This window comes from Candidatus Polarisedimenticolia bacterium (assembly GCA_036001465.1).
Lineage (GTDB): Bacteria > Acidobacteriota > Polarisedimenticolia > Gp22-AA2 > Gp22-AA2 > Gp22-AA3.
The window spans coordinates 67012-83183 of the sequence record DASYUH010000056.1; the positions used below are offsets into that span (position 1 = coordinate 67012).

18 protein-coding genes are annotated in these 16172 nt (G+C 69.4%); 16 read left to right on the forward strand and 2 right to left on the reverse strand.

All coding sequences use genetic code 11. From position 1 onward, the window contains the following. Positions 1 to 176: 176 nt before the first annotated feature. Positions 177 to 665: an Hsp20/alpha crystallin family protein gene (locus tag VGV60_11505; protein HEV8701887.1), complete on the reverse strand. Its 489-nt coding sequence runs from the start codon at positions 663 to 665 to the stop codon at positions 177 to 179. Positions 666 to 922: 257 nt separating this feature from the next. Between VGV60_11505 and VGV60_11510 the strand changes: the two genes are divergently transcribed. From VGV60_11510 to VGV60_11530, 5 genes are read left to right on the forward strand one after another with little or no spacing between them, the layout of a single operon-like run. Beyond that, positions 923 to 2083, forward strand: a complete 1161-nt coding sequence (locus VGV60_11510) for an acyl-CoA dehydrogenase family protein (protein HEV8701888.1) — start codon at positions 923 to 925, stop codon at positions 2081 to 2083. Beyond that, positions 2083 to 3480, forward strand: coding sequence for a methylmalonyl Co-A mutase-associated GTPase MeaB (gene meaB / locus VGV60_11515; GenBank protein ID HEV8701889.1), 1398 nt, complete (start codon positions 2083 to 2085; stop codon positions 3478 to 3480). Before VGV60_11510 ends, meaB begins: the two co-directional genes overlap by 1 nt. Beyond that, on the forward strand, positions 3477 to 4181 hold the full coding sequence (locus VGV60_11520; protein ID HEV8701890.1) for a CoA transferase subunit A: 705 nt from the start codon (positions 3477 to 3479) through the stop codon (positions 4179 to 4181). Before meaB ends, VGV60_11520 begins: the two co-directional genes overlap by 4 nt. Further along, positions 4132 to 4812 (forward strand): CoA transferase subunit B, encoded by a 681-nt coding sequence (locus VGV60_11525; GenBank protein HEV8701891.1) that lies wholly within the window; start codon positions 4132 to 4134, stop codon positions 4810 to 4812. The genes VGV60_11520 and VGV60_11525 overlap by 50 nt, the downstream gene beginning before the upstream one ends. Then, positions 4809 to 5141: a hypothetical protein gene (locus VGV60_11530; protein ID HEV8701892.1), complete on the forward strand. Its 333-nt coding sequence runs from the start codon at positions 4809 to 4811 to the stop codon at positions 5139 to 5141. The genes VGV60_11525 and VGV60_11530 overlap by 4 nt, the downstream gene beginning before the upstream one ends. Positions 5142 to 5193: 52 nt before the next feature. Here the strand turns inward: VGV60_11530 and VGV60_11535 are convergent, their stop codons facing one another. Continuing rightward, positions 5194 to 6993: a sensor domain-containing diguanylate cyclase gene (locus VGV60_11535; protein HEV8701893.1), complete on the reverse strand. Its 1800-nt coding sequence runs from the start codon at positions 6991 to 6993 to the stop codon at positions 5194 to 5196. A gap of 225 nt (positions 6994 to 7218) precedes the next feature. Here VGV60_11535 and VGV60_11540 point away from each other — a divergent pair, with 225 nt between their 5' ends. The 11 genes from VGV60_11540 (at position 7219) to VGV60_11590 (ending at position 16159) form a co-directional block, all read left to right on the forward strand. After that, positions 7219 to 7530 (forward strand): hypothetical protein, encoded by a 312-nt coding sequence (locus tag VGV60_11540; protein HEV8701894.1) that lies wholly within the window; start codon positions 7219 to 7221, stop codon positions 7528 to 7530. 12 nt (positions 7531 to 7542) lie between these two features. Further along, positions 7543 to 8400: a patatin-like phospholipase family protein gene (locus tag VGV60_11545; GenBank protein ID HEV8701895.1), complete on the forward strand. Its 858-nt coding sequence runs from the start codon at positions 7543 to 7545 to the stop codon at positions 8398 to 8400. A 49-nt stretch (positions 8401 to 8449) separates the two neighbouring features. Continuing rightward, on the forward strand, positions 8450 to 9307 hold the full coding sequence (gene mtnP, locus VGV60_11550; protein ID HEV8701896.1) for an S-methyl-5'-thioadenosine phosphorylase: 858 nt from the start codon (positions 8450 to 8452) through the stop codon (positions 9305 to 9307). 3 nt (positions 9308 to 9310) lie between these two features. After that, positions 9311 to 10228, forward strand: a complete 918-nt coding sequence (locus tag VGV60_11555; GenBank protein HEV8701897.1) for a PfkB family carbohydrate kinase — start codon at positions 9311 to 9313, stop codon at positions 10226 to 10228. Next, positions 10225 to 11010: a hypothetical protein gene (locus VGV60_11560; protein HEV8701898.1), complete on the forward strand. Its 786-nt coding sequence runs from the start codon at positions 10225 to 10227 to the stop codon at positions 11008 to 11010. The genes VGV60_11555 and VGV60_11560 overlap by 4 nt, the downstream gene beginning before the upstream one ends. Positions 11011 to 11072: 62 nt before the next feature. Further along, positions 11073 to 11549 carry a 6,7-dimethyl-8-ribityllumazine synthase gene (gene ribH / locus VGV60_11565; protein ID HEV8701899.1) on the forward strand — a complete coding sequence of 159 codons (477 nt, stop codon included), beginning with the start codon at positions 11073 to 11075 and terminating at the stop codon, positions 11547 to 11549. 9 nt (positions 11550 to 11558) lie between these two features. After that, on the forward strand, positions 11559 to 11984 hold the full coding sequence (gene nusB, locus VGV60_11570; protein HEV8701900.1) for a transcription antitermination factor NusB: 426 nt from the start codon (positions 11559 to 11561) through the stop codon (positions 11982 to 11984). 234 nt (positions 11985 to 12218) lie between these two features. After that, complete coding sequence (locus VGV60_11575) at positions 12219 to 14234, forward strand: ATP-binding protein (protein ID HEV8701901.1); 2016 nt, start codon at positions 12219 to 12221, stop codon at positions 14232 to 14234. Then, complete coding sequence (locus tag VGV60_11580; protein HEV8701902.1) at positions 14227 to 14688, forward strand: chemotaxis protein CheW; 462 nt, start codon at positions 14227 to 14229, stop codon at positions 14686 to 14688. Before VGV60_11575 ends, VGV60_11580 begins: the two co-directional genes overlap by 8 nt. Further along, on the forward strand, positions 14685 to 15572 hold the full coding sequence (locus tag VGV60_11585) for a zinc-ribbon domain-containing protein (protein HEV8701903.1): 888 nt from the start codon (positions 14685 to 14687) through the stop codon (positions 15570 to 15572). Before VGV60_11580 ends, VGV60_11585 begins: the two co-directional genes overlap by 4 nt. Then, positions 15569 to 16159: a CheB methylesterase domain-containing protein gene (locus VGV60_11590; GenBank protein HEV8701904.1), complete on the forward strand. Its 591-nt coding sequence runs from the start codon at positions 15569 to 15571 to the stop codon at positions 16157 to 16159. The genes VGV60_11585 and VGV60_11590 overlap by 4 nt, the downstream gene beginning before the upstream one ends. Positions 16160 to 16172 lie beyond the last annotated feature (13 nt).

Here is a 16172-nt window from a genome sequence, read left to right on the forward strand (position 1 = left end):
TCCCATCGATCTCCGATCCGACACGGTCACCCGGCCGACCCCCTCGATGCGGCGAGCCATGGCCGAGGTGGGGGCGGTGAGGGGATCGCGCGGGCGTGCGCCAGCCTGGAGCACATCCTGGGCGGGCACAAAAAAGGCGCCGGCCCGAGGGCCGGCGCCGTCTGAACGAAGCGGCGTTACTTCGCGGCATCCGCGCCGAGGATCTTGATCTTCTTCGGCTTCACCTCGTCCGCCTTCGGAACGACGACCTCGAGGACGCCGTCCTTGCAGGTCGCCTTGATCTGCTCGGGATTGATCCGGGTGGACAGGACGAAGCTGCGGGAGAACGTGCCGTAGAAGCGCTCCAGCCGATAGGAGTTCTCGCCGTCCACGACGTTCTCCTGCTTCTTCTCGCCACGCAGGGTGATCGTGTTGTTCTCGACGCTCACGTCGATGTCGTCGCTGCGGACGCCGGGAATCTCGGCCCGCAGGACGATCCGGTCCGCTTCCTCGTGGATGTCGACCGGGGGGAACCAGCCGCTCACCGGCTCGGCTGGCGTGAGGACGCGAAACGAGGCGTCGCCCAGCATGCGGTTCATTCTGTCGGAGAGAGTCAGCACATCGCGGAACGGGTCCCAACGAGTCAGGTTCATCTTCCAGGCCTCCTTCTGTGAAATCTGGCTCACGGCCGGCTCCATTGAAGCCTTCCCGATCACCAGGGACGCTGGGAATATATAACTTGAGTGTATTGATGTCAAGTTATCTTAGTTTAATTAGATAATATTTATTAAGTATCGTATTATCATAATGTTATAGGTGTACGCGAGTAATGATTGCGGCGCAGCGTGAACATTCTGGGTGAGTTGGGCCCCCGTCTTCTTGATCGGGGATCGAGGCTGAACTAGAATCGCCCTCTCGTCCCGGTTTTCCTCCGGAGGATGGATTGGATTTCCTTCTGACCGAAGAGCAGAAACTCACGCGCCAGACCGTCCGTGAATTCGCCGAACGGGAGATCGCCCCCGGGGCGATCGAGCGCGATGAGTCCCAGGAATTCCCGCGCGACATCATGAAGAAGCTCGGAGAGATGGGGATGCTCGGCGTGGTCTTCCCGCCCCAGTACGGCGGATCCGGCCTCACGTATCTCGATTACATCCTGATCATCGAGGAGCTGGCGCGCGTGGACGGCTCCATCGGACTCTCGGTGGCGGCGCACAATTCTCTCTGCACCAACCACATTTTCATGACGGGAAGCGAGGAGCAGAAGCGGCGCTTCATGGTGCCTCTGGCCAGGGGAGAGAAGATCGGCGCCTGGAGCCTGACGGAGCCGACGGCCGGCAGCGATGCCTCCGGGACCCGCTCGACCGCGGTGCGCGCCGCTGGCGACTGGGTCCTGAACGGCAGCAAGACGTTCGCCACCCACGGCTCGGTCTGCGACGTCGCCGTGGTGTTCGCGGTCACCGACAAGGGGCGGGGCAAGCACGGGATCTCCGCCTTCATCCTGGAGTCCGGGATGAAGGGATTCCGGGCCGGCAGGAAGGAGAACAAGATGGGCTGCCGCGCCTCGGACACGGCGGAGATCGTCATGGAGGGGTGCCGCGTGCCCGACGCCAACCGTCTCGGCGAGGAAGGGCAGGGATTCATCGACGCCCTGCGAATCCTCGACGGGGGCCGCATCGGAATCGGGGCGCTCGGCGTCGGCATCGCCCAGGGGGCATTCGAGCAGGCCACGGCCTACGCCAAGAGCCGGCACCAGTTCGACCGCCCGATCGCCGATTTCCAGGCGGTGCAATGGATGCTCGCCGACTCGGCGACGGAGATTCACGCCGCGCGGCTCCTGGTCCAGCGTGCCGCGTTCCTGAAAGACACCGGCCAGGACGTCACCCGGGCGGCGTCGATGGCCAAGCTGTACTCTTCGGAGACCGCGGTGCGCGTCGCCGGCCGGGCGGTCCAGATCCACGGGGGGTACGGATACGTGAAGGAGTACCCGGTGGAGCGCGCCTATCGCGATGCCCGCATCTGCACCATCGGGGAAGGGACCTCGGAGATCCAGCGCCTGGTGATCGCGCGCCTCCTTCTGGGAGAGCCGCGCGAACGGGCGACCTGATGGACGATCTGGCGCGTGCGGTGATCGCCGGAGACCCGGCCTCGCTCGCGCGCGCCATCTCCCTGGCCGAAGAGGGGAGCGCGCGCGGGGAGCGCATCCTTGCCGAAGTCTACGCGTCCACGGGACGCGCCTCCCTGATTGGCATCACCGGTCCTCCCGGAGCGGGCAAGAGCAGCCTGGTCAACCACCTTCTCGCCTTCTACCGCTCGCGCGGCGCCTCGCTCGGCGTGGTGGCGGTGGATCCCTCGAGCGCGTTCAGCGGCGGCGCCGTCCTCGGCGACCGGATCCGCATGCAGCAGCACACGCTCGACGAAGGAATCTTCATCCGATCCATGGCGACCCGCGGTCAGTTCGGAGGGCTGAGCCGGGCGACGCGCGATGCCGTCGATCTGATGGATGCCGCGGGGCGCGATCCGATCCTGATCGAGACCGTCGGTGTCGGGCAGGACGAAGTGGACATCGTCCGGCTGGCCGACACGGTGCTGGTGGTCCTGACACCCGGCCAGGGGGACGACGTCCAGGCGATCAAGGCGGGGCTCCTCGAGATCGCCGATTTGTTCGTGGTCAACAAGGCGGACCATCCGGGCGCCGACCGCCTGGCGTCCGACCTGGAGGGCATGCTGGCCCTGGGAGGGGTGCGGGCCTGGACTCCCCCCATCGTCAAGACGGTGGCCACGGAAGGGAAGGGGATCGAGGATCTGGGGCGCGCCGTCGAGGGGCACGGCCGGTTTCTTCGAGAGGGAGATCGGCTCAAGACCCGCCGGCGCGCCGCCGTCTCGGCCCGATTCGCCGAGATCCTGCGCGATCGGCTGATGGCGCGGCTGATGGCGGGAGAGTCGGACGGGGCCGCCTGCGAAGCGTACGCCGGGCGCCTCCTGGACAGGGTGATCGATCCGTACAGCGCGGCGCGGGACGTCCTGGCCACGCTCGGCGATCGGAAGCGTGGGGCCGGCGGGGCCGGAGCCGGCGTCGTCCTCGACCATCTCGGCGTCGCGGTGCGGCGCATCGAGGACCGCCTCGCCCTGTACCGCGACGTCCTGGGCCTCGACCTGGAGGAGATCGAGGAGGTGGCCGGGGAGGGCGTGCGGGTGGCGCTCCTGCCGGCCGGCCGCGCGCGGATCGAGCTCCTCGAGCCGCTGGCGGGCGCCACCACCAACGTGGCGAAGTTCCTCGAGACGCGGGGCGAAGGGATTCACCACGTGTGCTTCGAGGTGGAGGATCTGGACCGGACGCTCGAGCGCTTCAGGAGCGCGGGACTCCGGGCGACGGGGAGCGGCTCGGGCGCAGGAGACGATGTGCGGACCGGGGCGGAGGGCTCGCGCATCGCCTTCATCCATCCCCGCTCCGCCGGCGGCGTGCTGATCGAGCTGCGGGAGACGGGCAGGGGGAAGCGATGAACAAGGTGGTGCGGGACGCCGACGAGGCGATTCGGGACATACCGGACGGCGCGACGATCATGGTCGGAGGGTTCGGACTCTGCGGCATCCCCGAGAACCTGATCGAAGCCCTGCGGCGCCGGGGAACGAAGAACCTGACGGTCATGAGCAACAATGCCGGCGTGAGCGACTTCGGTCTCGGTGTCCTCCTCAGGACCCGGCAGATCCGCAAGATGATCGCCACGTACGTGGGGGAGAACGACGTGTTCGAGAAGCAATTCCTCTCCGGCGAGCTGGAGGTCGAGCTGGTCCCCCAGGGGACTTTTTCCGAGCGCATCCGGGCCGGCGGGGCCGGCATCGCCGCCTTTTACACCCCCACCGGCTCCGGGACCCTCGTCGCCGAAGGGAAGGAGACGCGCCGATTCGGCGACCGGGACTACGTCCTGGAGTCCGCCCTCACGGCCGACTTCGCGCTGATCAAGGCGTTCCGAGGGGACCGGATGGGGAACCTGGCGTACCGCAAGACCGCGCGCAACTTCAATCCGATGATGGCGACCGCCGCGCGGGTCACCATCGCCGAGGTCGAGCGCCTGGTCGCCCCGGGCGACATCGACCCGGAGCAGGTGCACACGCCGGGGGTCTTCGTGACCCGTATCTTCCAGGGGAAGGACCATGAAAAGCGAATCGAGCAGAGAACTCATCGTGAGGCGGGCGGCCGCTGAGCTGCGGGACGGCTTCTACGTGAACCTGGGCATCGGCATGCCGACGCTCGTCGCCAATCACGTCCCGGAGGGCATGCACGTCACCTTCCAGTCGGAGAACGGCATGCTCGGCGTCGGCCCGTTCCCGCTGGCCGGCGAGGAGGACCCCGACCTGATCAACGCCGGCAAGCAGACGGTCACGGAGACTCCCGGGTGCTCCTACTTCAGCAGCGCCGAGTCCTTCGCCATGATCCGGGGCGGTCACATCGATCTGACCATCCTCGGGGCCCTCGAGGTGGATGCGGAGGGAAACTTGGCCAACTGGATGGTCCCCGGCAAGATGGTCAAGGGCATGGGGGGGGCGATGGACCTGGTCGCGGGCGCGAAGCGGGTCGTGGTCATGATGACGCACGCGACCCGGGAAGGGGAGGCCAAGATCCTGCGGCGCTGCCGGCTGCCTCTGACCGGTGTGCGTGTCGTGCACCGGGTCATCACCGACCTCGCGGTGATCGACATCGGGACCGGAGGGCTCCTCCTGCGCGAGATCGCCCCCGGCACCACGGTGGACCGGGTGCAGGCGCTGACCGAGGCGGCGCTCGTCCCGGACCCGGCGGGCGTCCGCATCATGCTCGAGGCGGGGGCCTCTGCGTGAGCCTGCGCGCCTCCCCGCTCGGCCCCGGCGCCATCGTCATCGCCTATCTCCAGAATCCGCGCGAGCGCTTCTGGGGCGTCGTGCGACGCCTGGATGCGACCGGGCTGGTGATGGAGGGGATCGAGCTCGGCTCGTTCGACGACTGGGTGCGTCAGGTCGGCGAGGGGGGCTCGGGCCTGGACCTGTCGACCGTCTTCTACCCGCTCCTCCGGGTGGAAAAGGTCCTGCTCGATGCGGACGACGGGGCGGTCCCTTCCATGGCCTCGCAGTTCGAGAAACGGGTGGGTCGATCCCTGCGCGAGGTCCTGGGATGGTCGGGAACGGACTGATCCGGCCCCACGGCGTCCGGAACGCGGCCCGGCCCGCGACCCGGACACACCCTTATCGGGCGCGGCGCGCGGGATCCGACTGGGCGCCGGTGGAGATGACGCGGTCCCGCCCCGTCTGCTTGGCGAGGTACAGCGCCTGGTCCGCCTTCTCGATGAACCCCTGAATCGTTCCGGGATAGTCGGCCGGATAGGCGGCGATGCCGACGCTGATGGTCGTCTTGAGGACGTCCTCTCCGGCGCGCGCCTCGAGCTGGCTGACGCGGGAGCGGATCCGCTCCGCGATGCGCATGGCTCCGTCCAGGTCGGTCTCGGGAAGCAGGACGCAGAATTCCTCGCCGCCGTACCGGCAGGGAATGTCCGCGGCGCGCATCGTCTCGCGGATCACTTCGCCGACGCGCTCCAGGTAGCGGTCTCCCGCCAGGTGCCCCATCCGGTCGTTGATCTCCTTGAACGAGTCGAGGTCCAGCATCAGCACGGTGAAGGTGCTGCCGTAGCGCCGCGCACGGGCCTGCTCCTCGGACAGCTTGCGGTAGAAGAAATCGCGCAGGTACAGGCGCGTCAGCTGGTCGACCGTCGCCATCTGGAAATTGCGGGCGTTTTCCAGGGCCACGGCCGCCTGCTGCGAGATGGTGCTGAAGACCGAGAGATGGTCCACGGTGTACGCCCCGGATCGCGGGCTCTCGACGCACAGGACTCCGATCGACTCTCCGTTGAACAGCAGGGGCGAGGACATGATGGACCGGACATCCGGGGCCAGGATCACCGGCGCGCATGGCAGGGAGTCCCGATCCAGCTCGAGATCGTGGACCAGGAGGGGCCGTCGGGCCTCGACCACCCAGGAGGTGAACCCCTGCCCGAGCGCCCGGTCGGGGCGCGGCTGCACCAGGCCGTCCCGCGCCACGTATTCGAGGTACGACTCGTGCGGAGCGCGGTGGTAGAGCGACAGGAACAGGTGCGGCGCGTCGAGGATGCGCAGCATGTGGCGTCCGATCTGCGCGAACACCACTTCCGGATCGAGGCTGGAGTTGATCTCCCGGCCGATGGTGTTCAGGATGCGCAGCTCCCGAGATCGATCCTGCAGCTGCTCGTTGGCATGGCTCAGCTCGTTGCGCGCCTGGTTCAGTTTCTTGAGCAGGCCGCTCGCCAGGAGGATGGTCGCCGCCAGGGGGACGAACCCCCAGATCCCGGCCGCCGCATAGAGCAGCGCCAGCCCCAGGGTGAGGGGCATCGTGAACACCTCGAGCGACCCGAGGTAGCGGAAATAGGTCACGAGATGGGAGCGCACCGGCTCCCCCTTGAGGAACATCGCCGTCACCATGATGGCGACGTTCGTCAGGTTGTAGGCCAGGAAGAGCCCGACCACCGCCTGGACGGTGCTCCACGTCAGGACATCGAACGTCCAGTGCCGGGCCATGAGCAGGGACAGGTACTGGCCCACCAGCGCCGTGGTGACCATCCCGCCGGTATTCAGGCTCAGAACCTGAAAGAATGGATTCTGCCCCCGCGATTCGCGCACGCGCAGGTGGCATCCGAGGACCGCTCCGCCAAAGGCCACCATGATCGGCAAGGGGGGGGGCAGCACGCACAGCGCCGTCATCAGGTACGACATGTCCAGAGAAATCGACAGACTGGCGCGCGGGTAGATCGTGAAGCTGAAATACCAGGCGAAGCCGATGAACATCGAGAAGACGAGCAGCGGCAGGAGCTCGGCGCGCATCAGCTCGCGGCTGTAATAGGCGTGCCACGCGACCACCGTCGCGGCGCACGCCCCGAGCGTGTACGTGTAAATCCGGAAGCTTTTTTCGCGGCGCTTGGCGGACAGGCGCTGCTCCATCCTCTCCGTGTCCGTCATCGATCTCGAAACCGACACACGTCCCCCTAAGTCCCTGAAAGCACAAATCTAGGTGCCGCACCCGGGGTGCGCAACCCGGCCGATTGACAGGACCGCCCGGCGATCCCTAAACTGCCGTCGATTCAAACGTTTCAAGCCCCCGGCGCCGCGGGGGCGGGCGACCGGAGACGTGGGGGGGCCATCCTGGATACACGTCGCTGCACCGCCGGATGTCAGGGGGGGGCCGTGAGATCGGCCGGGCGGGAGACCCTGGTCTTCACGCTTCCGGGCGACCCGGCCCTGTCCCGCCTCGCACGGCTCGTGGCCTCCCACTTCCTGCGACAGAACGGGATCAAGACGGTCGCCGCGCGCCGCGGGGCTCTTGCCGTGGAGAAAGGACTCCGGAAGATCCTGAAGAGCGCCGCCCGTTCGGGACGGAGCGGTCGCGGCGTCGTTCTCGTCCTGCAGCCACGGCCTGCCGCCATCGAGGTCACCGGAAGGGCCGTGGGGGGCCCGAAAACCCGTCTCCTGCGGCTCATGCGCCCCCGGCCATCCTGATCGGACCGGCTCATGAGACATGCGGCAGGATTCACGCCGGGGATCACGCTCGTGCTGGGAGCCGGGGGCGCCCGCGGGGTGGCGCACGCCGCCGTGCTGCGCGGTCTGCGCCGCGAGGGGATCCCGATCGACGCCATCCTCGGCTGCAGCGTGGGCGCCATAGTGGGCGGCATGTACGCGGCGGTCGGAATGGAACCGGACGACATGCTCCAGGCGTCCCACAGGCTCACGGCCGGGTCGCTCCTGGCCTTCGCCCTGTCGCGCTGGCGCGTGCCGGGCGTTTCGGCGGCGGCAGGCCGCCGCGCGGGGGCGATCCCCGAGTACCTGGCGCGCCTGGATGCCGCCTCCTTCGAGACGCTGCACCACGGCGTGCGGCGTCTCGGGATCCTGACCTTCGACATGGTGCGCCGCGAGGAGGTCCTGGCCCTGGGTGGCCCCGGCCTCCCCGCACCCCTGCCGCTCGCGTCGGCCGTCAAGGCGTCGGCGGCCATCCCGGTCCTGTTCCCGCCCCTCCGCGCGGACATCGGCGGGAGGCGGCGGTATCTGGCGGACGCCGGCTGGTTCACCGCGGTCCCTGTCGAGCGCGCCTTCGCGCCTCCGCTCCGATCGCGCCGGGTGATTGCGGTCGACCTGTCCCTCCTGGTGTGCCCCAGGCAGGCGCGCCGCTCGTACTGGCAGCGCCTCCAGGAAAGCTGCGGCGACAGACTGCTGGTGCTTCGTCCGAACGTGCGCGGCTGCGGCACGATCTTCTCGCGGTCCGGCGATCCCGCCCGGCTGGCCGAGGCCGGCGAGGCCGCCGTGGCCGGCGCGCTGGGTGTCCTTCGGGCCTGGCGCGTCCCGGCGACGCCCGCCCCGACCCGCGTTCCTTGACTCCCTCCGGACCGCTTGCTAGCATCGGCTCCCTTTCTTGGAGCAGCCCATGAGCGCCCTCGGGGTCATCGGCGGCAGCGGTCTGTACCAGATGGCCGGCCTGGTGGATCGCCGCGAGGAGAGAGTAAGGACTCCGTTCGGCGACCCCTCCGACGCCTATGTCCTGGGCCGGCTGGCGGGCCGCGACATCGCCTTCCTGGCGCGACACGGTCGCGGCCATCGCCTCCTGCCCAGCGAAATCAACTTCCGGGCCAACATGTACGGGTTCAAGGCGATCGGGGCCTCTCGCATCGTGTCGGTCAGCGCCGTCGGCAGCCTCAAGGAGGACATCCGTCCGCTGGACGTCGTCCTGCCGGACCAGTTCATCGATTGGACGCGGCAGCGGATATCAACCTTCTTCGGCGGCGGCATCGTGGCGCACGTCTCGCTGGCGGATCCGATCTGCGGCGCGCTCCACGGGTTCCTGTCCGAGGCGGCCGGAGCCTGCGGCGCCCGGGTGAGGCGCGGCGGAACCTACCTGTGCATCGAGGGGCCGCAGTTCTCCACCCGCGCCGAGTCGCATCTGTACCGGCTGTTCCAGGCGGACGTGATCGGCATGACGAACGTCCAGGAGGCGAAGCTGGCGCGCGAGGCGGAGATCTGCTACGCCACGATGGCGATGGTCACCGACTACGACTGCTGGCGCCCCGAGAGCGTCCCGGTCACGGTCGAGGAGGTCGTGGCGCGGCTCAAGGACAACGCCGACATGGCCGCGTCGATCCTGGCGCACGCCGCCCCGCGCCTGCCCGAGGCGCGCGCCTGTCCCTGCGCCGACGCCCTGAAGAACGCCATCCTCACCGACCCCGCGGCGATCCCCCGCGAGTCCCGCGAGCGGCTCCGCCTGCTCGTCGGGAAGTACCTGGACTGAGGCATGTCCCTCCTGGTCATCGGATCGATGGCGTTCGACACGGTGAAGACCCCCTACGGCGAGGCCAGCGAGGTTTTGGGCGGCTCCGCGACCTACTGCGCCGTCGCGGCCTCCTACTTCACGGACGTGCGTGTGATCGCGGTCGTGGGACGGGATTTCGGGGAGGAGCCGATGCGCCTCTTGCGCGAACGGGGAATCGACGTGTCGGGAATCGAGACGGCGCCGGGGAAGACCTTCCGCTGGTCGGGCGTCTATTCGGACGACCTCAATGAGCGCACGACCCTGTCGACCCACCTGAACGTGTTCGAGTCGTTCAAGCCGAAGATCCGCGAGGCGGACGCCGCCGCTCCCCACGTGTTTCTGGGCAACATCGATCCGGAATTGCAAGCCCAGGTGCTGCGGCGCCTGAATCCGCGGCTGAGCGCCTGCGACACGATGAACTTCTGGATCGAAGGGAAGAACGAGGCCCTGAAGCGGCTGCTCTCCGAGGTGCACGGGCTCCTGATCAACGATTCGGAGGCGCGCCTGCTCGCGGGGGAGCTGAACACCGTGGTGGCGGCGCGGCGCCTGCTGTCCCTCGGGCTCCGGTTCCTGGTGATCAAGCGGGGAGAGTACGGCGCGGCGCTCTTCGCCGGGGGGCACTATTTCGCCGTTCCGGCCTACCCGATCGAGCGGCCGGTCGATCCGACCGGCGCCGGGGACAGCTTTGCCGGCGGCTTCATGGGCCACCTGGCGCGAACCGGCGACCTCTCCGCGAGGAGCCTGAGGGACGCCATGGTGTACGGGAGCGTTCTGGCGTCATTCTGCGTCGAGGACTTCAGCCTGCGGCGTCTCGGCGCTCTGAACGCAAGGGAGATCGAGGCGCGGGCCGCCGAGCTGAGAGACTTCCTCAGTCTCGACGGCCCCGCGGCCCCCCGGTGACCGGGGCGACCCCGTCCGCCCCGGGGCCCCCCTCCGCCTTCGCGGCGGCCATCCTTCCGGCGATCCTGGCCCCTGCCGCCGTCCTGCTGGCACGCGCCTCATCGGGACCTGTCCTTCTCCCGATTCTCGCGACCCTCGCCATCTACCCGGTCCTGGCGCTCCTCGTCGTGCGACGCCGGCGCAGGGCGGCGGCCATCGCGACGCTCCTGTGGGCGGCCAGCCTGTCGGTCTCCGTGATCGGTCTGACGGCGCGCCGGCCCGAAGCCATGGAGCCGATCGTCTTCAACGGCGCGGACTACAGGGACGAGATGTTTGGCTTCATCCGGAGCGGCCACGGAAGGGAGGGCGACCCGAGCCGCTTCCTGCCACAGCATGTCCTGCATCTCGCCGCGTTCTGTCTTCTGGCCTGGCTCTCCGCCGGGCTCCTGGGGATTGCCCTCGGGGCCGTCCTGGTCGCGTACATGTCGTTCTACGTCGGATCCCTGGCGGCCGCGGGAGCGGCTCCCGCCCTGGCCTTCGCGATCGGCTGGCCGCCGTGGGCGATCCTGCGGGTGGTCGCCTTCGTCCTGCTGGGTGTGACCCTGGCCGAGCCACTTCTCCTCGCCGCGATGCGCCGGATGCGATCCACGGCAACAGGGACTCCGAACCGGCCCGCGCGGCCCGAGGGACGCCTCGACCCCTGGTACCTGACCGCGGCGGCGCTCCTTCTGGCGGACGTGGTCCTCAAATACCTGATGGCCCCGGGCTGGGCGGCGCTGCTGCGCCGCTGCCTCCAACCTTGACAGTCCGCTCGGCAGGCCGCTACGATGCCGGTCTCGCTGGAAATCCACAGGGAAAGGTGCGCATGACGGCGCGGGTCGTGAGCGGCAACCTGGACGGAAAGGGGCTCCGGATCGGCCTCGTCGTCAGCCGCTTCAACGATTTCATCAGCGAGCGGCTGCTCGCGGGGGCGCTCGACTGCCTCGGGCGCCACGGCGTGGCCGAGAAAGACATCCTGGTCGCGCGGGTCCCGGGCGCCCTGGAGATCCCGGTGGCGGCTCGCCAGTTGGCACTGTCCGGACGGCACGACGCCGTCGTCTGCGTCGGCTGTGTCATCCGAGGCGAGACCTCGCACTACGAGCAGGTCTGCGCCGAGGTGGCCCGCGGCGTGGCGGCGGTGGCGCTCGAAGCCGGATTGCCCGTGACGTTCGGCGTCCTGAGCACCGAGAACCTGCACCAGGCGATCGAGCGGGCCGGCGCCAAGGAAGGGAACAAGGGCTGGGACGCCGCCCTGGCCGCCATCGAGATGGTCACGCTGTTCCGGAGCCTCAAGCAGGCGTAGGAGCCAGAGATGGGCGCGCGCCATCGGGCGAGGGAGTATGCGCTCCAGATGCTGTACCAGGCGGAGGCCTCCGGTGCGGCCATGCACGAGGTCAAGGCGTCCTTCTGGGCCGATCGGGAGGTGCCTCCGGAGGTCCGGGCCTTCGCGGAGCGCCTGGCCGGGGGCGCAGCCGGGGCGCGACACGAGTGCGACGAGCTTCTGACCGGAAGCCTCGAGAACTGGCGACTGGAACGCCTGGCCATCGTGGACCGGAACATCCTCAGGCTGGCGGTCTATGAATTCCTGTACGAGCCCGAAACCCCTCCGATCGTCGTGATCGACGAGGCGATCGAGCTCGCCCGCTGCTTCGGAGGGGAGGATTCCTGGCAATTCACCAACGGGATCCTGGACGCCGTCCGCAAGAAGCTCGATGCGGCCGGCACATTCAAACGCTGACCCCCCCTGTTACAGTCCTGTAATTCAGTCTCTCGAGTGGCGATAGCCGCAATTCTGCCTAGATTTTATCCCGTGATTTCACCCCGCCGCGGGAACGGCCGTGCGGTCGCCGCCTGCCCGACGGGCGGGGTGCGCCGGATGGAGACACGTTGAGCGAGATCGTCAGCCACGGGGACCTCGCGCTGAAGCGGCGCCTGTCGGAGCGGTCGGCCGCGTCCGGGGGAGGCGGCGCGCATGCCTGACGATGGACTCGGCCGTCCCGAGAACGAGCGCAGCCGGAGCGATTTCGTCTCGGAGGCGGAGGAAATCCTCGAGACCCTGTCGGACCGCCTGCGCGAGCTGGAGAGCGTCTTCGCCGCCGGACGGCCCCACGCCGAGTCGATCAACACCATCTTCAGGGAAGTGCACTCGCTCAAGGGGTTCGCCTCGCTTCTCGGGTTTCCCGACATCGCGGCCATGACCCACGAGCTCGAGGATCTCCTCGCCCGGTTGCGCCTGGGCGGGAGGCTCGAGGGGCCCATCCTCGACCTGCTGCACGACAGCCTGGACGCCCTGCTCGAGGCGCTCCGACGTCTGAGGGCCGGGGGAGGGGCGGATCTCGAAGCCGTCCGGGAGCGCCTGCGGCGGGCGGCCGCCTCGATCCTCGTCCCGACGGTGCCTGCCTCCGCCGACCTCGATGTGCCGGCCGAAGTCCGCGCGGTTCTCACGGAGTTCGAAGAGCGCCGGATAGGGGAGCTCCGTCGGCGGGGTCGCCTGCTGTCACTCGTCAGGCTGCACTTCGAACCGGATCATCTCGAGTCCCAGCTCCAGGAGGCGGTGCGCCAGGCGGGGGAGATCGGCGAGGTGATCGCCCGAATCCCCCTTCCCGGCGTCGGAGGAGGGATCTCCTTCGATCTCATGATGGCCAGCGACCGGCCGCTCCGGGTGGACGATTTCCCCGCGGGGCGGTCGACGTCCATCCGGCCGATCGCGTCGGGGACCTCCGTCGCGGACGTGGCGTCCCGGGGGCCTGCAGGGGCCACGCAGGGGGATCTGGAGGACCTCGTGGGCCTGTCGGGCTCGCTGCGAGTGCCGGTGGCGCGCCTCGACGATGTCCTGGCCCAGGTCGGAGACCTGTCCATCGCCGTCGCGGCGCTGGAGCAGGGACTGCGCGCGGTACGCGAAGTGCATCCGGACGACCGGCGGGTGCGCGAGCTGGCACCGCGGATCCAGGGGATCGTGAAGCGGCTGCGCGGCCTGCAGCGCAGCGCCATCGAAGCGCGCCTGGTCCCGCTCGAGCAGATGTTCCGGGGCGCCGAGCGGCTGGTCGCCCGCACGGCGCGCGCCTCCGGCAGGGAAGTCACCTTGCACACCCTCGGGGCGAATACGAAGATCGACAAGGCGGTGATGGACGGGCTCGCCCCCTCCCTGATTCATCTCGTCACCAACGCCCTCGTCCATGGGATCGAGGCGCCGCGGGAGCGCGAGCGGGCGGGAAAGCCCCGGCAGGGGCGCCTGGTCCTCAGCGCCTTCCGCCGCGGGGGGGCGGTCGTGATCGATGTCATCGACGATGGACGGGGCATTTCCATGCCGTCGGTGCGCGCGGCGGCGGAGGCGCGTGGCCTGCTTCGACCGGGGGAGCCGTTCACCTTGGCGCAGGCCTGCGACCTGATCTTCCTGCCGGGCTTCAGCACGGAGACGAAGGTGAGCCAGCTCTCGGGGCGAGGGGTGGGGATGGACGTGGTGCGCCGCTCCCTGAGGCGCCTCAAGGGGACCATCGGAGTCCGCTCGATCGAGGGGAAGGGGACGACGTTCACGATGACCGTGCCGATCAGCCTGGCCCTGGTGCCTGCGCTCATCGTGCAGGCGCAGGGGCAGCGCTTCGCCATCCCGCTCGGATCGATCCGCGAGAACGTGCGGCTCCAGTGGTCGCGTCGCCGCCGGGACAGCGGCGGGGACGTCTACGACCACCCGGACGGCCCGCTCCGACTGGTCCGCCTCGACAGGCTCCTCGAGGGGGTCGGCGAGGACGGCGGCGACGAGCCCACCGGTCGATTCGCCCTGGTGACCCTGTCGGGCGGCCGGCGTGTCGGCATCGTCGTGGACGGGTTCCTGGGCCGCCAGGACGTCGTGGTCAAGCCGGTCGGGCGCTGGGTGCGCGACGTGACGGGGGTGGCGGGGGCGACCGATCTCGGCGACGCGAGCGCCGTCCTCGTTCTCGATCCCGAAGCCCTGGTGGCCGGAGCCCCGGAGGATCGCGTCGGTGCCTGACGCCGCCGCGGTCGAGACGGGACATCGGGAGCAGGGGAGGATCCTCGTCTTCATGGTCGACGGGCAGGAGTACGGTGTGTCCCTCCAGCCGATCGTCGAAATCGTGCGCCACCGGGGCGCCACGCCGGTGCCTTTCGCCGACAAGGCGATCGAGGGCATCGTGCCGCTGCGCGGGCGCATGGTGACCCTGTTCGACCTGCGCCGTTGTCTGGCCCGCCCGCCGCGTCCTCCCGATCGGCGCGCCCAGGTCGTGGTCGTCGAATCGTCGGGGGACCTCCTCGGGCTGGTGGTCGATTCGGTGTCGCGGGTGACGGCGGTGCCCGGCGACGCCCTGGAGCCTCTGCCGTCCGGGCTGCGCCACGGACCTCCCGGAGTGCTCGGCGGTGTCCTGCGCCACAAAGAGGGGTACGTGATTCTCCTGGAGCTCGATGCCATGGTGAAGAGGCTCTCATGATCGTGGCCTGTCCGGGCTGTGGGCGGCGTTACCGCGTCCCCGACGGCGGAGGGGCGCATGCCGGGCGGCGCCTGCGCTGCTCCGCCTGCCAGCGCGTCTTCGATCCCGTGTCGCCGCCGGGCGGCCAGCCGGACACTCGCGGCGAGCGCGCCGCGGGGCCGGTGCTGGTGCTGGTCGGGGACGAGGATCGCGAGTTCCGGCACCTGGTGCGGCGCACGCTCGAATCGTTCGGGTGCAGGGTCGAGGTGACCGACGATGGGGAGGCGGCCTTCCGCTATGCGGTGGCCCGCCGGCCGGCGCTCATGGTCCTGAATGTCTACCTGAAGCGGCTCCTGGGTGTGGCTGTGTGTGAAGGGGTGAAGGGGAGCCCGGATCTGAGGGGGACCCGGGTCGTCCTGGTCGGTTCGGTGTTCAAGTCCGGCCGGTTCATGCGCACTCCCGGGAACCTTTATGGCGCCGACGATTATTTCGAGGACGTCATTCCGGAGGCGCAGCTGCGCACCAGGCTGCAGGGGCATCTCGGCCGGCGGGCGGCGCCGCCGGGGAACGCGACGGGAGCGGAGACGCTGGGTTCGCCCGCGGTCGAGCCGGCGGCCCTGGCCCCGAACGGTGCCGATGAGCCGATCGACCCGCGCTCGGAGATCCGGCGCCTGGCGCGCATCATGATCTCGGACCTCCGGATCTACTACCCGGACGGGTTCGTCAGGGCGGTCCAGGAGCGACGCTTCTCGGAGGAGTTCCGCGAGGAACTGGCGCAGGCGAAGGATCTCATCGGCAGGCGCTTTCCCAGCCTGCCGGACAGGATGACGGTCCTGACGGAGGCCTTGAAGGAGCAGATCGCCGAAGTGCGCGCCGAGGCCGCGCCGCGCCGCGCGGGCCCGTGACCGTCTCCGACCCGCAGGATCTCATCGTGATCGGCTGCTCCACGGGCGGACCTCCGGCGCTTCAAGAAATCCTCCCCGAGCTGCCCCGCGAGACGACCGCCGCGGTCGTGGTGGCCCAGCACATGCCCCAGCGGTTCACCTCCCTGTTCGCCGGCAGGCTCCACCGCCTTTGCGCCCTGCCGGTCTCGGAGCCCAAGGAGGGGGACCGCCTGGCGGCCGGCCGAATCTACATCGCCGCAGGCGGGCAGCAGACGACCCTCGACAGGAAGGGGCGCGGCATCCTGTTCAGCGTCCGGCCGCGCGAGGCGTCCGAGCGATATGCCCCGTCGGCCGACCTACTGATGACGTCGGCCGCCGGCCTGTTCGGCGCGCGGATTCTGGCCGTGCTGATGAGCGGCATGGGGGGGGACGGGGTCGCCGGCCTGCGCGCCGTGAAGGAGAGCCGCGGCCGGACGATCGTCGAATCGGAGGAGAGCGCCGCCGTCTTCGGAATGCCGCGCGGCGCGATCCGCGCCGGGCTGGCCGATCGCGTGCTCCCCCGCCGGGACATCGCGCTCGAGATGGTCCGCGTCTGCCGCCGTCCCTGACCCCCGGTTACAG

Bases quoted from the DNA above. Each gene is read 5' to 3' on its own strand.
- meaB (HEV8701889.1), top strand. From the start codon at position 2,083: ATGGACGATCTGGCGCGTGCGGTGATCGCCGGAGACCCGGCCTCGCTC.
- VGV60_11520 (HEV8701890.1), top strand. From the start codon at position 3,477: ATGAACAAGGTGGTGCGGGACGCCGACGAGGCGATTCGGGACATACCG.
- VGV60_11525 (HEV8701891.1), top strand. From the start codon at position 4,132: ATGAAAAGCGAATCGAGCAGAGAACTCATCGTGAGGCGGGCGGCCGCT.
- VGV60_11535 (HEV8701893.1), bottom strand. From the start codon at position 6,993: ATGACGGACACGGAGAGGATGGAGCAGCGCCTGTCCGCCAAGCGCCGC.
- VGV60_11545 (HEV8701895.1), top strand. From the start codon at position 7,543: ATGAGACATGCGGCAGGATTCACGCCGGGGATCACGCTCGTGCTGGGA.
- mtnP (HEV8701896.1), top strand. From the start codon at position 8,450: ATGAGCGCCCTCGGGGTCATCGGCGGCAGCGGTCTGTACCAGATGGCC.
- VGV60_11555 (HEV8701897.1), top strand. From the start codon at position 9,311: ATGTCCCTCCTGGTCATCGGATCGATGGCGTTCGACACGGTGAAGACC.
- ribH (HEV8701899.1), top strand. From the start codon at position 11,073: ATGACGGCGCGGGTCGTGAGCGGCAACCTGGACGGAAAGGGGCTCCGG.
- nusB (HEV8701900.1), top strand. From the start codon at position 11,559: ATGGGCGCGCGCCATCGGGCGAGGGAGTATGCGCTCCAGATGCTGTAC.
- VGV60_11575 (HEV8701901.1), top strand. From the start codon at position 12,219: ATGCCTGACGATGGACTCGGCCGTCCCGAGAACGAGCGCAGCCGGAGC.
- VGV60_11585 (HEV8701903.1), top strand. From the start codon at position 14,685: ATGATCGTGGCCTGTCCGGGCTGTGGGCGGCGTTACCGCGTCCCCGAC.